The following is a 13794-nucleotide window of genomic DNA, read 5'->3' on the forward strand; positions in this document are numbered from 1 at the left end:
GATGGCGAGGCATCAGAGTATGTCATGTTCGAGAGATTGCATCCCGCCGCCCCCACCGAGAAGCAGAAGATGCTGCGCGGTGAACTTTACCAGGCAAAAGACGCCGAGCTGGACGCCGAGCGCATCTGGTGTCAGGCACAACTGCTGCGCTTGAACTCGACCGACCATAGCGCCGAGCGGACTGCGCTGCTGCGCGTCCTGCTGGGCAGTTTTGGCGCAGGGTCCGAGGTTCGCAGCACGTTTGCGTGCGACTACGGCTACAACATCCACATGGGTCAGGGCGTCTTCCTGAACTTCAACTGTGTGTTGCTGGACGTGATGCCGATCCACATTGGCGATGGTACGCAGATTGGCCCGGCGGTGCAGATCTATGCAGCAGATCATCCGCGGGATCATGCGACGCGGCTGAGCGGTCTGGAGAATGGCAGGCCGGTCACGGTCGGGCGGAACTGCTGGATTGGTGGCGGTGCGATCCTGCTGCCGGGCGTTACGGTGGGCGATGACGTGATCATCGGTGCAGGCTCGGTGGTGACGAAGGATGTCCCGGCGGGGGCCACAGTCGCCGGGAATCCTGCGCGCATTCTTCGCTCGAAGTAGGGACTAGCCGACCAGGACGGCACCGCCGTTGACGTTGAAGATCTCGCCAGAGACGAAGCCTGCCCAGGGCGTGCAGAGGAAGAGAATGGGACCGGCGATTTCGTCGGGAGTCGCGACGCGGCCGAGCGGGATGACGCGGAAGACGCGGTCGGCCATGGATGGGTCGTCGAGGGTGGCGGCGCTCATCTCCGTGCGGACCCAGCCGGGCGCGACGCAGTTGACGTAGATGCCTTCGCCCGCGAGTTCGGATGAGAGCCCCTTGGTCATGCTGATGAGCGCGCCCTTGCTGGCGGCGTAGTCGGCGTGGAAGGCCTCGCCGCGCTGGCCGGCGGTGGAGCTCACGAGAACGATGTGGCCTTTTGCGGCCTTCGTCTGGGACGGGTTCTGCTGCTGCATCTGCGCGACCGAGGCGCGCACGAGGCCGAAGACGCTGTCGAGATTGATGGAGAGCGTGCCGCGCCACTGGGCGTCGGTCATGCTGCCGATGGGCGCATCATGCGGCGGCCAGATGCCGTGGTTCGCGATCATGCAGTCGAGACGGCCAAAGTGGGCGACGGCTGCGGCGACCAGGGCGTCGCCGTCGGCGGCGGAGGCAAGTTCCTGCCGGATAGCAAGGCAGACGGATGGCCCGCCCATCTCTGCCTGGAGGGCGAGCGCCTGCTCTTCTGCGGCGCGGTAGCTGAAGGCCACGCGCGCGCCTGCCTGCCGGAAGAGGCGCACGGTTGCCGCGCCAATGCCGCGTGATCCGCCTGTCACCAGGGCGACCTGCCCTGCGAGTGAAAGCACCACGCCGGGTGCCTTGTCCTGAGTATCCATACCGTCCATGATGCAACGAAAGCGGGTGCGCTCAACGCCCGGCTGCGGAGACGGCGCGCTTTGCTGTAGCCTTTTCCTAATGGTGCAAAGCTGTCCCCGCTGTGGCGCAACACTGCCGGCCGTCGATGACGGTCCGGCTGCATTCTGCGCGCATTGCGGTCTGCCGCAACTTACCGTGTCAGAGCATGCGTTACGCGAGCATGCCGAGACGCTGCCGAATGCCGCCGGCGGCGCGACAGGCGGACCGTCGGTCGATGCGACCTCGCTGGACTGGCCGGTTGCCCTGCGCATCCTGAGTGTAGCGACGCTGGCGGGTGTGGTGCCTGCCGCTGCCATTCCAAGTTCTGTGGCGGATGGAACGGTGGGTGGACTTACGCTGCTGCTGGTCCCCATGCTGTCGCTGGCTGCTGTGGCGTTCTACCAGCGCGCGCGTCCCCTGCGCGAGATGTCCCCGGCCACCGGCACACGCCTGGGCGGTACGCTCGGCCTGATGATGGGCACGCTGGTCGCCGTAATCACGGGCATCACGGGGTTCGTTCTGCGGTATCGCTTCCACTCGCATGTGATGGACGACAAGATCAGTGCGGCGTCCGACGCGATGATGAAACAGATCATGGAGACCTCGCCGCCACCGCCCGAGCTGCTTGGATTTCTGCAGTCACCAGAATTTCACGCAGGAAGTTTCATTGCGGGATACGGCATGACGGTGATGCTGTTGATCGTTGCCGGATCGGTCTGCGGATGGATTGCCGGGGCGCTTTTCCGCGCGCGGCGGCAGCGCAATCTGAGCTAACACCCGCCGCAGACTTGCCCTGCGCTTCGGCCCCCTCGTATCATCAGCGCACGATGAGCGACAACACCAGCCCCGCCGCAGCCGACACCACGAAGCCACGCATCCGCGAAAAGGGCCGACTGATGTCCGCGTCCGAGATCGATCGCACGCTGGTACGCCTGGCGCACCAGATCGTGGAGAAGCACGAAGGCAGCGGCAACCTGGGCCTGATCGGCATCAAGCGCCGTGGCGTGCCGCTGGCCAAGCGCATCGCAAAGATCATCGAAGGCATTGAGAAGCAGCCGGTCGAGACGGGCGTGCTCGACATCTCGTTCTACCGCGACGACCTCTCAACCGCAGGCCCCAAGCCGACGGTGCAGGCCGGGGATATCGGGTTCGACATCGCCGGCCGCGACATCGTGCTGATGGATGACGTGCTGTACACCGGCCGCACCATCCGCGCCGCACTGGATGCACTCTTCGACCACGGCCGTCCGCGCTCCGTTCGGCTGCTGGTACTGATCGACCGCGGACATCGCGAACTGCCGATCGAGGCGCAGTTTGTCGGCCGCGTCGTGCCAACCTCCTCGAAGGAGATCATCGAGGTGAAGTTGAACGAGGTGGACGGTACCGACGGCGTTCTGCTTGTGGAACTGGCGGACTAACCGGTTGGCAAGCGGAGCATCGCGATGAAGATTGGCATCACCTGCTATCCCACTTACGGCGGCAGCGGCGTGGTCGCGACGGAGCTGGGCATTGAGTTGGCAGCGCGCGGCCACCAGGTGCACTTCATCACCTATCAGCAGCCGTTTCGGCTGACAGGCCGCGAGGAAGGCATCTTCTTCCACGAGGTCGCGGTGACCACCTACCCGCTCTTCCAGTACCCGCCGTACGACCTGGCGCTCGCCAGTCGCATGGCGGAAGTGGCCGAGTTCTACGGTCTCGATCTGCTGCATGTGCACTACGCGATCCCACACTCCGTAAGCGCCCTGCTGGCGCGCCAGATGCTGGAAGCCAAGGGCATTCGCCTGCCCTTCATCACCACACTGCACGGCACAGACATCACACTGGTCGGCCAGGATCCCGGCTACCTGCCCATCACGCGATTCGGCATCGAGCAGAGCGACGGCGTCACCAGCATCTCCGCGCACTTGAAAGAGGAGACAGAACGCTCCTTCGGCATCACCCGCGAGATCGAAGTGATCCGCAACTTCGTAAACTGCGACGTCTACACACCGGATGAGGCCAAGCGCCGCGAGCTGCGACCGAAGTACGCGCGGGACGACGAGAAGATCCTGATTCACCTGTCGAACTTCCGGCGTGTGAAGCGCGTGGGCGATGTGGTGGAGACGTTTGCCCGCGTCGCGCGCGCGGTACCCAGCCGGCTGATGCTGATTGGCGACGGCCCCGACCGTTCCATCGCAGAGCATCTCGCGCTGCAGTACGGCATCCAGGACCGCATCCACTTTCTGGGCAAGCAGGACAGCGTGCAGGACCTGCTGCCGCTGGGCGACCTGATGCTGATGCCATCGGAGATGGAGAGCTTCGGCCTCGCCGCTCTCGAAGGCATGGCCTGCCGCGTTCCGTGCATCGCAACCCGCGTCGGCGGCGTGCCGGAGCTGGTGGAAGATGGCGTGAACGGCCTGCTCTTCGCTGTAGGCGATGTGGAAGCAATGGCCGCGGGCGCGATTCGAATCCTGACCGACGACACGCTGCAGCGGACGATGGCGGAGGCTGCTCGCAAAACCGCTCAGGATAAGTTCTGCACGAGCCGCATCATCCCGATGTACGAACGTTATTACGAGCAGGTACTGGCTGCGAAGTAGCCGCGCTGCTATGGCTCGCGATCGTCGACCAGGAAGCGCAGCGGCAGATCGACTGCTTTCTTGATGCCGATGCGTGGTGTCGTCAGGATGCTCTTCGGGCGATAGCCGTCGTCCAGAATCTGCAAATCAGACGATGCGCTCGCCATGTTCTGTCCGTGACTGCTGGCCCGCGTGATCCCCATGGCCTGGCACAATCGGGCCGGTCCACCCGTCAGAGCTTTTGCAGATGCGTTGGGCTTGAGGTTGCGCAAAGCAGCCATGGTGTCGATGCCTTCCAGCGGAATGATCGCGCGGAACAGGACGCCACCAGGCTCGCCATCCGGAAGGCACGACACGTTCATGCAGTAATGCAGGCCATAGATTAGATAAATGTCCGCAAAGCCCGGCGGCCCGAAGAGCACCGCGTTAAACGGTGAGACAGCGCGAGCAGCATGTGACGCGGGATCAGCCGCGCCAAGGTAGGCCTCCGTCTCAACGATCCTCCCCGTAAGCCTCTCACCCGCGTAGTGACGAACAAGAATCATTCCCAGAAGCTCCTTCGCTACAACCTCAGGGCTGCGGTTGTAGAACGTCTGCGAAAGCAGCTTCGAGTTGTCGGCACGTTTCATCGGGTGACCGGATGCAGCACAGTCTTATTTCGACCGAATCAGATAGATGCGGTCCTGCAGCGGGAAGAAGGTCTTGTAGCCATCCTTCGTCAGGTACGCGTCGTCCTCGTTCATCATGTAAATCTTCTGGTTGTTCCACTCAGGCAGCGGCGTCGCCGTATTCAGTTCGATGGAGAGGTACGTGCCCTCCTGCTGGATCTTGTCGTGCGCCGCACCCGCCTCGGACGAGCGGTAGTCGAGCGCCGCGCCGAGGCCGTGGCCCTGGTCGCCGATGGGATGGCTGTAGACCTTCGCCTCAATCCCCTGCTTTTTCATCGCGTCCATGATTTCGGCGTAGACTTCGCCCGCCTTGCGGCCCGGCCGCGAGCTCTGTTCCAGCGTGTGCTGCAGCGTGGAGGTGTGCGCAAAGGCGACCTTCATGCCGGCGGGTACGTCCTTCTCGCCGGGTAACAGCACGTAAGCCATCTTCTGCCAGTCAGTGTTCAGGCCCATGCCGGTGACGCCGAAGTCGACGTGCAGCAGATCGCCCGGCTGAATCACCGTCGCCTCAGGCTCGATGGCAAGGAAGCCGCGAGAGGTGCCGACGTCGCGGCCCTTGCGCTGCAGGCGGAGATCCTGCTGAAACCATGTGGTCACATGGTTGGCGTACATGGCGTCGTAGAGCCAGCGACGCACATCGCCAACGGTAGTCTTGCCCGGCGTGATGACTTCGTTGGAGAAGGCGCGCTTCGTGATCTCATCCGTCAGACCGACGAGCAGTTTGTAGGTGTCGAACTCATCGGGAATGCGTGTAGCGCAGTACTCCTCGATGAGGTCCGCTGCGGGGACGAAGTGACTCTCAGCCTCCGGTCCCATGGCCTTGGCGAGGAACTGGTAGGAGTCATGCGTCAGGGATCGCTGTGCGCCACGCTTTGCGTCGACGGCGAGGGCAATCCGCTTGGGCTTGTACTGCGCGTAGAGCTGCGGCAGAAGCTTGTCCGCAGGGATCGGTTCGTCGGGGTTCTCGAAGAAGCGTTTGAGATTGTCTTCGGAGTAGCCGGTGATGGCGATCTTGCGCAGCTCGGTGCCGGTGTCGATGAAGACGAAGATGTCGCGGTTGCCGGTGTAAGGGCGCGGTGGCGCAACGTACTCGGTCAGCGGATCGTTGTGGAACTCCTCATTGACGACCAGCCACATATCGACGTGGTTGCGTCGCATCATGTCGAGCAGCAGCGCATGGTGCTTCGCCAGCCAGCCCTCACGGATGGCGATCTGCTGCGACCAGCCCGGCAGCCGATAGGTTGCGCTCTCCAGTGGGCGTGCCTGCTGTGCGGTTGAGACCAATGGGCAGGCTGCAGCGAGGGCAAGGCCGAGGGCCACGGCATGGGTACGCAGGTTGATCGACATGATCGTTAGTTATACCAACCGGCGCGCCGGGCTGGCCCTTCCTGCTAACATCGGCAGGAGCATGAGCCCCACTGCTGCCAATCCGCACGTCTCTCACCCCGGTTCCCTGCTTTCCATTCACGACATTTCCCTGGAGCAGATCAGCAGCCTGCTGGCGCTGGCGAACGACCTGGAGGCGATGCCGCACCGTGAGCGCATGGGCCGGCTGGATGGCCGCAAGGTCGCGCTGCTGTTCTACGAATCGTCGACGCGTACGCGAACTTCATTTGAGCTGGCGGCGAAGTCGCTGGGCGCGATGACGACGCTGGTCAGCGACAAGTCCTCTTCCATTGAAAAGGGTGAAAGCCTGCATGACACAGGGGTAACGCTGCGTGCGCTGGGTGCCGAGGCGATCATCCTGCGGTCAAACTACAGCGGCGCACCCGAGGTGCTGGCGCGCTGCACCGGTCTGCCGGTATTGAATGCTGGCGACGGCATGCATGAGCATCCGTCACAGGCGCTGCTGGATCTGCGCACGATGCTGAAGCGGCTGGGGCTTTCGGAGTCGTTGACGGCCAATACTTTGAACGGCGTGACAGTCGCGATTACGGGCGATGTGCGGCACTCGCGTGTGGCACGGTCGAATGCGATGCTGCTGCCGCGGCTTGGCGCGCGCGTGATCCTGTGTGGACCGCCGGAGCTTTGCCCTGTAGAAGCGTTGTCGGTGACTCCGGGTGTTGAGATCGAGCGCGACTTTGAGAAGGCTCTCTCACAGGCGACCGTGGCCATGATGCTGCGCATTCAGCGCGAGCGGCTGGCAGGCCTGGACATTGATACGGGCGAGTACATCGCGGGCTATCAATTAAACGCGGAGCGGCTGGCGCGAACGGCACCGAAGGTTCTGGTGATGCATCCCGGGCCGATGGTGCGTGGACTTGAGATTGATTCTGCAGTGGCCGATGGCCCGCAGTCGGCCATTGAAGAGCAGGTCACGCACGGCCTGGCCATACGGATGGCGCTGCTGGACCGTGCCCTGCGACCGGAGACAAACGCATGAGTACGATCCTTCTTCGCGGCGGTTGCATCGTCGATCCTGCCAGCGGTGTGAATGAGTGCGGCGACGTCTTCATCAAGGGCGGAGTGGTGACGCAGGTGAACTATTCCGGCCGCGCGGGCGAGCTGGATACCCTTGCGAAGGACACCGATGCGAAGGTAATCGACTGTACAGGTCTGACCATTGCGCCGGGACTGATCGACATGCACGTTCATCTGCGCGAGCCCGGGCAGACGCATAAGGAGACCATCGCGACTGGCACAAGCGCGGCGGCTGCGGGCGGTGTAACGACGGTGGTTGCCATGCCGAATACCGTGCCTGTGACCGATACGGTGGACTGGCTGCGCTTTGTGCAGTCGCCCGAGCGTGGTGCTTCAGCACGTGTGCTGGCGATGCCGGCGGCTACGGTCGGCAGCATGGGCGGCGAGTTAACGGACTATGCCGCGCTGGCCGCTGCGGGCGCTGTGGGTTTTACGGATGACGGCAAGCCGGTGCTGGCGGACAGCATGATGGAGCACGCGCTGATTGCGGCGGCGCGGCTGGGTCTGCCGATCTCGCAGCACGCGGAAGACACGCGGATGACGGTGGGCGCCAGCATGAACTTTGGCCCGGTCGCGTTTCGGCTGGGGCTGCGTGGCATGCCGATTGAAGCGGAATCGAGCATTGTGGACCGCGACATCGCGCTGCTGGAGAAGATTGAGCGCGAGCACAAGCTGAAGCCGCATCTACATGTGCAGCATGTCTCGACGGCGAAGGCGCTGGGGTCGATCCGTGCGGCGAAGCAGCGTGGCCTGCACGTGACGTGCGAGGTTGCGCCGCACCACATTGCGTTTACCGATGAGGCGATCGCCGGCGATGAGGCGCAGCGTTCGCGCCGCTACGATACCCACTTCAAGATGAATCCGCCGCTGCGTGCTGCGAGCGACCGGGATGCCTGCATCGCCGCGATTCTGGATGGCACGGTAGACGTCATCGCAACAGACCACGCCCCACACGCGGAGCATGAGAAGAACGTGGAGTTTGAGCGCGCCCCGAACGGCATTACCGGGTTGGAGACGGCGCTCGGTGCCTCCCTGCGCATTCTGCACGGCGAGCACGGCATGTCGTTGATGAAGGTTCTGGCGCTCTTCACGTCGGCGCCCGCACAGAAGTTTCGGCTGCGGGAGCTGGGTCATGATGTGGGTCGCATTGCGGTAGGCTCTCCTGCGGACCTGGTGGTCTTCAACGCTGCGACGGAGTGGTCCTACGATGTGACAACGACGCGCTCGAAGTCAAAGAACACGCCGTTTCAGGGTGCGCCGATGCTTGGCCGGATTGCAGTCACACTCGTGGATGGAGTCGTTCGCTTCACGGCTTAGGCCTGTTGCAGGCTTCACTTGCCGCATCGACGTCGCGCTGCGTGAACAAAATTATCAGCAAACTTCACTGTGTCGGGCAGCGTTCGTTTTCTTGCGCAGCATCCCAAGCCCAGGTCGAGAATCCACGCCAGCTTAGGCGCGGTTCTCCCTGGAGGAACGACATGGTCTCTCGGAACACTTTTCTGTCTATGAATTCGTGGAAGCGGCCGGTTGCTGCGCTGTCGTTGGTGGTGTGTCTAGCTACCGGTTGCACCAAGCAGCAGAGTGCCATCGATGCCGCGAAGAAGGATGTTGTCGCGACCGGACAGCCGGAAGAGGTCGTCTATGTCGACGGTGCGGGCAACACAACGCTGACCATGGTGAATGCGCCGGCACCCGGTACGACCCAGCCGACGATGGTGCAGACCACCGCTCCCGCAGGGACGCAGACCGTGGGTCTGCCTGACTGGAGCAACGGCCAGCATCCTCAGCCGCGGCATGCAGCCCGGTACCGTTCCCCCGGAGTCATCCTGCAGGCCGCAGAGCCGGCCGAGCCCGGCACCGCAATGGATCCGAATGCGCGACCGTACAGCGCCGCGGTAGCGCCGGGCGCGGATAACGCAACCAACGGCGCATACGCGCCGCCCGCCAACTTTGTGCCGACCGATGTCACGATTCCAGCCGGTACCGGCCTGGCGATCCGCATCAATCAGCGCATCGATGTGAAGCACACGGCGCCGGGCGAGCGCTTCACTGGCGTGCTCGCCGAAAGCGTCTCGCGCGACGGCAAGGTGATTCTGCCGCGCGGCACCAACGTGCGTGGCGTCGTGGATGCGGCGCATCGCCGCGGCCACTTCAAAGGCCGCTCGATCCTCGAGCTGCGCCTGACCTCGATCGTCTTCAACGGCAAGACCTATCCCTTGGAGACGGCTGATTTTGTCGCGAGCAAGAAGGGCAAGGGCAAGCGTACGGCCGGCTTCATTGGCGGCACAGCCGGCCTGGGCATGCTGGTAGGCGGACTCGCCACGGGCGGCGTTGGCCTGGCGGTCGGCGGACTCGCCGGCGGCGGTCTGGGTACCTTGCTCGCCGGTACAACGGGCAATCGGGACATCGTGATCCCCGCGGAGTCGCTGGTACGCTTCCGCCTGGAAGACAGCCTGACCGTGCAGCCTGCGGACAACGGCGCGGCACAGGTCGCCGAGCGGTAGTTATCGCTTGAAACAAAGCGAAAGGGCAGCCTGCGGGCTGCCCTTTCTATGGCTCGACCGAGCTATCTGCAGGCTTGTCTGGCTGAGACTGGTAAATCTCCTCCACGCGCTCCAGCGTGTCGATCTCCTCGGGCGGCTTGTCCTGCCGGATCTGCACAATGCGCGGAAACCGCAGCGCAAAACCACTGGCATGGCGCTCACTGCGCATGATGTTGTTGAAGGCGATCTCGAGAACGACAAGCGGCTCGACCGTGCGGAAGTGACCGTTGTCTTCGAGCGTGTGCGCCTTGCACCACTCGGTGAGTTCAACGATCTCGACATCCGTCAGCCCGCCATACGCCTTGCCCACGTTGAGCAGCGATCCTTCCGGCCCGCGGATCGCAAACGTGTAGTCGGAGAGCAGTTGCGAACGGCGTCCGCTGCCGTACTCAGCACCGGTGATAACAACGTCCAATGTGTCGAGCGTCCGCTTCAGCTTCATCCAGCTAAGACCCCGACGGCCAGGCTGGTAGAGCGACTCGCTTGCCTTGATCATCACGCCTTCATTGCCGCGGTCGCGCGCTGCCACGTAGACAGAATCCAGTTCCTCCGCGGAGTGCGCCTCGACGACCTGCGACAACTTCAGCCGCTGCTCCCCGTCTGGCGCAAGCGCAACATCCTCAGAAAAAAGGCCGCCCGAGGGCAAGGATGGGGCTAGTTCCAGCGGCGAACTGGTAACCGCCCGAACCTTTTCGGCGAGCGCCTCCAGACGGTGGCGGCGTTCCCGCATTGGCAGTTCCAGCAGCAGTTCGCCACCCGCAAAGAGCAGATCGAACGCCATGAAGACGACCGGTGTGCTCACCCGAATGTCATTCGACACACGCTTGCGGCCGATGCGCGGCGACAGCACCGCAAACGGCAGCGCACGGTCTGCTCGCACATCCCACGCCAGCAGTTCGCCGTCCAGGATCACACCCTGCTCATCCCCATGCAGCACCGCAGAATCGATGCGCCCAAATGCCTCGACGATCTCCGGATAACTCGCCGTCACATCCTCGCGATTACGCGAGTACAGCGCCACGCGGCCCGGCTGCGAAGCATCCCCGCAGTGCAACTGCACACGCATGCCGTCGAACTTGTCTTCGACCTGTGCACTTAGGCGGATGGCCGCAACCGGCACGTGCTCCACCGCAGGATCCTCAAGCGCCGACTCATCCTCTTCCACAATGTGCGGCTTCGGTTCTGCCTCACTCGCGGGCGCGGCAGAGATGTCCGCATCGCGCGCCGCATCGGGCTTGGAGGCGAAGCGCTTCACGGCGTCCGCTGCTGTCTCCACCGGCGAAGCGAGCATGAATCCCAGCGGATGGAAGAGACGCATCCGTGCCTCGCCCAGCGTCCCTTCAAAGGCCATGCGTGTAGCGCGAGACAGGTCCGCCTCCAGCATGACGGCGTTGCGCAAAGTGGGCAGCGGCTGTTCACTGGCAACGGCGATCGCCTCTTCAATCAGCGCCTGCTTCACGCCAATTCGCATATCGCCATTGATAAGTTTGATCAGGTACTTTGCCTCAATCGGCGAGCAACGGCGCAGCAGATCTGCAAGGATGCCCTGCCGCGCGGCCGTCGTCTTCGCTGCGGGAATCGCCGCAAAGGCAGTTTCGATCTCGCGCAACGTCAGCGTGGGTTCCGGTGCGTGCCCAAGCTCTGCAAACAGATCGCCCGCAGCGGCACCCAAATCGCCATGCCGCCGCCAAGCCGCGTTGAACTGCGCCTCGGTCGGCTTCACGATCTCGCGAATCGTCTTCGACAGCACCGCGCCGCCCAGGTTCAGCTTGCGCGTGTCAGCCTCACTGAACGGTTCGCCGGAGAGATAGAGCGCGAACAGCCCTGCGTCATGCGTGTCACCCGTATCGCGCGCCGCAACGATGCCCGTAGCAATGGCCGCACGCTTCTTCAGCTTGCTGGAAGTAGCGGCAAGCTCATCGGCAAGCTGTGCGAGTTGATGAAAGAAAGCCATGGCTCTAAAGCAGATGCGAAATATGCGCTGCGAGTTTTGGATTAGACTGCTGTCAGCTTCGCCAGATGGAGGTTCCGACATGGAGAACCGCACTAAGGTCGAACTCGATTCGAAGATGCAGGAGATCGTCGATCTTGCAACGCAGGCTCGCTTAGGCAAGGATGCGGGGGAGATCGTGCGCCTTGCGCTTGAGGACTGGTGGGGCAACCGTTTGATCGAGTCCATCGGACAAGATGAAGTAAAACGCATCCTGGAAGAAGCCGTGGCCGATACCCGTCCCGGATTGTCGCCCGACGTCGTATTTGCCGAACTGCGAACCGAACTGAAAAGAGATCTGAAGCGTGCCGATGCGGCTTGAGATTTCGCCGCTGGCAGTACTGGACGTCCGGAGGATCGCCAAAAACATCGCGAAGGATAAGCCGCTCGCCGCGATGCGCTGGGTAGACATGATCGAGAGCGAGTTTCTCGTCATTTTGAACTCCCCGCTTGCCTTTCCTCTGACACATCTCTCGCCGTCAGGTTTTCGAAAGCGTAACGTTGGGCAGTACATCATCTTCTTCCGTGCCCTAGGCGACGTCGTCCGCATCGAGCGCGTGATGCACGGTATGCGCGACCTGCCTGCGCACGTGAAATAGACGGAACCTGCGACACCGGATACGCGTATGAAGCTGAGGAGGATCTCGTGCTCAAACTCCTGCTGTTCTGCGTTCTGTTCGTTCTCTGCTGGCCGCTCGCGCTGGTCGCCCTGGTCCTGTACCCCATCGTCTGGCTGCTTCTGCTGCCCTTCCGCATCGTCGGCATCGCGGTCGACGGCGTGCTGGAGCTGATCTCGGCGCTGTTTACCCTGCCGGTGCGCCTGATCCGCGCTATTTAAGCGGCTGGCGCTCCGGTGCCCTCGCGTCGCAGGAGCGGCACATTTCCGCGCCCCTGGGTCGCGATGCATCGCGCGGCACGCGCTATCATCGAATAAGAGTCATGTTGCGCGCCCTGTCCAATTCGGTGAATTCCTCCCGCTCTGCGGCCGCACGCCTCGGCTTTGCCTAGCTACGTCTCCTTGACGCAGCCGCGCGTCTTTCGCGCACACCTTCGCTTCCCAAAATCTGATTTGTGACTGCCCTGCCCACCGCAGGAGGAGATTCGCCCATGTTCGACCGCCTGGAACAACTGGAAGACCGCTACAAAGAACTCGAAGTAGAACTCTCTGACCCTGCTCTCGTCTCCGACCAGCAGCGCTACCAGAAGATCACCAAGCAGCACCGCGATATGGAACCCGTCATCGAACGCTTCCGCGAGTACAAGCGCGTCGCCGCGGGTATCGCCGATGCGAAGGCCATGATGTCCGAGGACGATGAGGACATGCGCTCCATGGCGCAGGAAGAACTCTCCGGTCTCGAACCGCGTCTGCTCGAAGTCGAGGAGCAGTTGAAGATCATGCTGCTGCCCAAGGATCCCAACGACGACAAGAACGTCGTGCTCGAAATCCGCGCGGCCACCGGCGGCGACGAGGCTTCACTCTTCGCCGGCGAGGTCTTCCGCATGTACCTGCGTTACGCTGAGCAGCACCGCTGGAAGGTCCAGATCCTCTCTGAGACCGAATCGACCGTGGGCGGCATGAAGGACGTGACCGCACTGATCGAAGGCGACCGCGTCTACTCCTCTTTGAAGTATGAGAGCGGTGTGCACCGCGTGCAGCGTGTGCCCGCAACCGAGACGCAGGGTCGCGTTCACACCAGTGCCATCACCGTCGCCGTCCTGCCTGAAGCAGAGGAAGTAGACGTGAAGATCGAACAGAAGGATCTTCGCATCGATACCTTCTGTTCATCAGGTCCCGGCGGTCAGTCCGTGAATACGACTTACTCGGCAATCCGAATTACGCACTTACCCACCAATACGGTAGTAAGTTGCCAGGATGAAAAGTCGCAGATCAAGAATCGCGAGAAGGCCATGCGCGTTCTACGTTCGCGCCTCTACGAAGTCGAGATGGAAAAGCAGCACCAGTTGCAGGCGACCGCTCGTAAGTCGCAGGTAGGCACGGGCGATCGCAGCGAAAAGATCCGCACTTACAACTTCCCGCAGAACCGCTTTACCGACCATCGCATCGGACTTACCCTGCACCAGTTGGAATATGTGATGGAAGGCAAGCTGCAGCCGGTGATCGACGCACTGATCGCGCACGATACGAACGAACGCCTGAAGGCGGAAGCGGTGGCGGCGTAAG

At 62.7% G+C, this 13794-nt stretch carries 15 protein-coding genes; 11 read left to right on the forward strand and 4 right to left on the reverse strand.

Annotated elements, in window-relative coordinates; translation table 11 throughout:
* Positions 1–24: 24 nt before the first annotated feature.
* Positions 25–597: a sugar O-acetyltransferase gene (locus TERRO_RS20225; RefSeq protein ID WP_014787578.1), complete on the forward strand. Its 573-nt coding sequence runs from the start codon at positions 25–27 to the stop codon at positions 595–597.
* 3 nt (positions 598–600) lie between these two features.
* On the opposite strand, the gene TERRO_RS20230 is transcribed toward TERRO_RS20225, so the two are convergent.
* Positions 601–1422, reverse strand: coding sequence for an SDR family NAD(P)-dependent oxidoreductase (locus TERRO_RS20230; protein ID WP_014787579.1), 822 nt, complete (start codon positions 1420–1422; stop codon positions 601–603).
* A gap of 70 nt (positions 1423–1492) precedes the next feature.
* On the opposite strand from TERRO_RS20230, the gene TERRO_RS20235 reads away from it, so the two are divergent.
* Genes TERRO_RS20235 through bshA form a run of 3 tightly spaced genes read left to right on the forward strand, consistent with a single transcriptional unit; the run spans position 1493 to position 4011 of the window.
* On the forward strand, positions 1493–2206 hold the full coding sequence (locus TERRO_RS20235; protein ID WP_014787580.1) for a TFIIB-type zinc ribbon-containing protein: 714 nt from the start codon (positions 1493–1495) through the stop codon (positions 2204–2206).
* 53 nt (positions 2207–2259) lie between these two features.
* A complete protein-coding gene (pyrR, locus tag TERRO_RS20240) occupies positions 2260–2850 on the forward strand; it encodes a bifunctional pyr operon transcriptional regulator/uracil phosphoribosyltransferase PyrR (protein WP_014787581.1) in 591 nt (196 codons plus the stop codon).
* Positions 2851–2874: 24 nt separating this feature from the next.
* A complete protein-coding gene (gene bshA / locus TERRO_RS20245) occupies positions 2875–4011 on the forward strand; it encodes an N-acetyl-alpha-D-glucosaminyl L-malate synthase BshA (RefSeq protein WP_014787582.1) in 1137 nt (378 codons plus the stop codon).
* Positions 4012–4019: 8 nt separating this feature from the next.
* Here the strand turns inward: bshA and TERRO_RS20250 are convergent, their stop codons facing one another.
* Together TERRO_RS20250 and TERRO_RS20255 are read right to left on the reverse strand one after the other, a co-directional pair.
* Positions 4020–4619, reverse strand: coding sequence for a DNA-3-methyladenine glycosylase (locus tag TERRO_RS20250; protein WP_014787583.1), 600 nt, complete (start codon positions 4617–4619; stop codon positions 4020–4022).
* Positions 4620–4643: 24 nt separating this feature from the next.
* Positions 4644–6005 (reverse strand): M24 family metallopeptidase, encoded by a 1362-nt coding sequence (locus TERRO_RS20255; RefSeq protein ID WP_014787584.1) that lies wholly within the window; start codon positions 6003–6005, stop codon positions 4644–4646.
* A gap of 61 nt (positions 6006–6066) precedes the next feature.
* Here TERRO_RS20255 and TERRO_RS20260 point away from each other — a divergent pair, with 61 nt between their 5' ends.
* The 3 genes from TERRO_RS20260 (at position 6067) to TERRO_RS20270 (ending at position 9583) form a co-directional block, all read left to right on the forward strand.
* The gene (locus TERRO_RS20260) at positions 6067–7041 is read left to right on the forward strand and encodes an aspartate carbamoyltransferase catalytic subunit (protein WP_014787585.1); all 975 of its coding nucleotides are present in this window, start codon (positions 6067–6069) and stop codon (positions 7039–7041) included.
* Positions 7038–8396 (forward strand): dihydroorotase, encoded by a 1359-nt coding sequence (locus tag TERRO_RS20265; protein ID WP_014787586.1) that lies wholly within the window; start codon positions 7038–7040, stop codon positions 8394–8396. Before TERRO_RS20260 ends, TERRO_RS20265 begins: the two co-directional genes overlap by 4 nt.
* A 188-nt stretch (positions 8397–8584) precedes the next feature.
* Positions 8585–9583, forward strand: coding sequence for a hypothetical protein (locus TERRO_RS20270; protein ID WP_052313416.1), 999 nt, complete (start codon positions 8585–8587; stop codon positions 9581–9583).
* A gap of 46 nt (positions 9584–9629) precedes the next feature.
* On the opposite strand, the gene TERRO_RS20275 is transcribed toward TERRO_RS20270, so the two are convergent.
* Positions 9630–11576, reverse strand: coding sequence for an ATP-dependent DNA ligase (locus TERRO_RS20275; RefSeq protein ID WP_014787588.1), 1947 nt, complete (start codon positions 11574–11576; stop codon positions 9630–9632).
* Here TERRO_RS20275 and TERRO_RS20280 point away from each other — a divergent pair.
* The 4 genes from TERRO_RS20280 (at position 11575) to prfA (ending at position 13793) form a co-directional block, all read left to right on the forward strand.
* Entirely contained in the window at positions 11575–11934 is a 360-nt protein-coding gene (locus tag TERRO_RS20280; protein ID WP_157178466.1) for a hypothetical protein, read from the forward strand. The two genes, TERRO_RS20275 and TERRO_RS20280, sit on opposite strands and share 2 nt — an antisense overlap.
* Positions 11924–12211, forward strand: coding sequence for a type II toxin-antitoxin system RelE/ParE family toxin (locus TERRO_RS20285; RefSeq protein WP_014787590.1), 288 nt, complete (start codon positions 11924–11926; stop codon positions 12209–12211). Before TERRO_RS20280 ends, TERRO_RS20285 begins: the two co-directional genes overlap by 11 nt.
* 47 nt (positions 12212–12258) lie before the next feature.
* A complete protein-coding gene (locus TERRO_RS20290) occupies positions 12259–12450 on the forward strand; it encodes a hypothetical protein (RefSeq protein ID WP_014787591.1) in 192 nt (63 codons plus the stop codon).
* Positions 12451–12719: 269 nt separating this feature from the next.
* Entirely contained in the window at positions 12720–13793 is a 1074-nt protein-coding gene (gene prfA, locus TERRO_RS20295; protein ID WP_014787592.1) for a peptide chain release factor 1, read from the forward strand.
* The last annotated feature ends 1 nt before the right edge of the window (position 13794 follow it).

Origin of the sequence: Terriglobus roseus DSM 18391 (assembly GCF_000265425.1) — a bacterium.
Taxonomy (GTDB): domain Bacteria; phylum Acidobacteriota; class Terriglobia; order Terriglobales; family Acidobacteriaceae; genus Terriglobus; species Terriglobus roseus.

What these genes read in the sequence shown, in the direction of transcription:
- prfA (WP_014787592.1), top strand. Translation starts at nt 12,720, where the DNA reads ATGTTCGACCGCCTGGAACAACTGGAAGACCGCTACAAAGAACTCGAA.
- TERRO_RS20285 (WP_014787590.1), top strand. Translation starts at nt 11,924, where the DNA reads ATGCGGCTTGAGATTTCGCCGCTGGCAGTACTGGACGTCCGGAGGATC.
- TERRO_RS20270 (WP_052313416.1), top strand. Translation starts at nt 8,585, where the DNA reads ATGAATTCGTGGAAGCGGCCGGTTGCTGCGCTGTCGTTGGTGGTGTGT.
- pyrR (WP_014787581.1), top strand. Translation starts at nt 2,260, where the DNA reads ATGAGCGACAACACCAGCCCCGCCGCAGCCGACACCACGAAGCCACGC.
- TERRO_RS20255 (WP_014787584.1), bottom strand. Translation starts at nt 6,005, where the DNA reads ATGTCGATCAACCTGCGTACCCATGCCGTGGCCCTCGGCCTTGCCCTC.
- TERRO_RS20260 (WP_014787585.1), top strand. Translation starts at nt 6,067, where the DNA reads ATGAGCCCCACTGCTGCCAATCCGCACGTCTCTCACCCCGGTTCCCTG.
- TERRO_RS20250 (WP_014787583.1), bottom strand. Translation starts at nt 4,619, where the DNA reads ATGAAACGTGCCGACAACTCGAAGCTGCTTTCGCAGACGTTCTACAAC.
- TERRO_RS20230 (WP_014787579.1), bottom strand. Translation starts at nt 1,422, where the DNA reads ATGGACGGTATGGATACTCAGGACAAGGCACCCGGCGTGGTGCTTTCA.
- TERRO_RS20225 (WP_014787578.1), top strand. Translation starts at nt 25, where the DNA reads ATGTTCGAGAGATTGCATCCCGCCGCCCCCACCGAGAAGCAGAAGATG.
- TERRO_RS20265 (WP_014787586.1), top strand. Translation starts at nt 7,038, where the DNA reads ATGAGTACGATCCTTCTTCGCGGCGGTTGCATCGTCGATCCTGCCAGC.
- TERRO_RS20235 (WP_014787580.1), top strand. Translation starts at nt 1,493, where the DNA reads ATGGTGCAAAGCTGTCCCCGCTGTGGCGCAACACTGCCGGCCGTCGAT.
- TERRO_RS20275 (WP_014787588.1), bottom strand. Translation starts at nt 11,576, where the DNA reads ATGGCTTTCTTTCATCAACTCGCACAGCTTGCCGATGAGCTTGCCGCT.
- TERRO_RS20280 (WP_157178466.1), top strand. Translation starts at nt 11,575, where the DNA reads ATGGCTCTAAAGCAGATGCGAAATATGCGCTGCGAGTTTTGGATTAGA.
- bshA (WP_014787582.1), top strand. Translation starts at nt 2,875, where the DNA reads ATGAAGATTGGCATCACCTGCTATCCCACTTACGGCGGCAGCGGCGTG.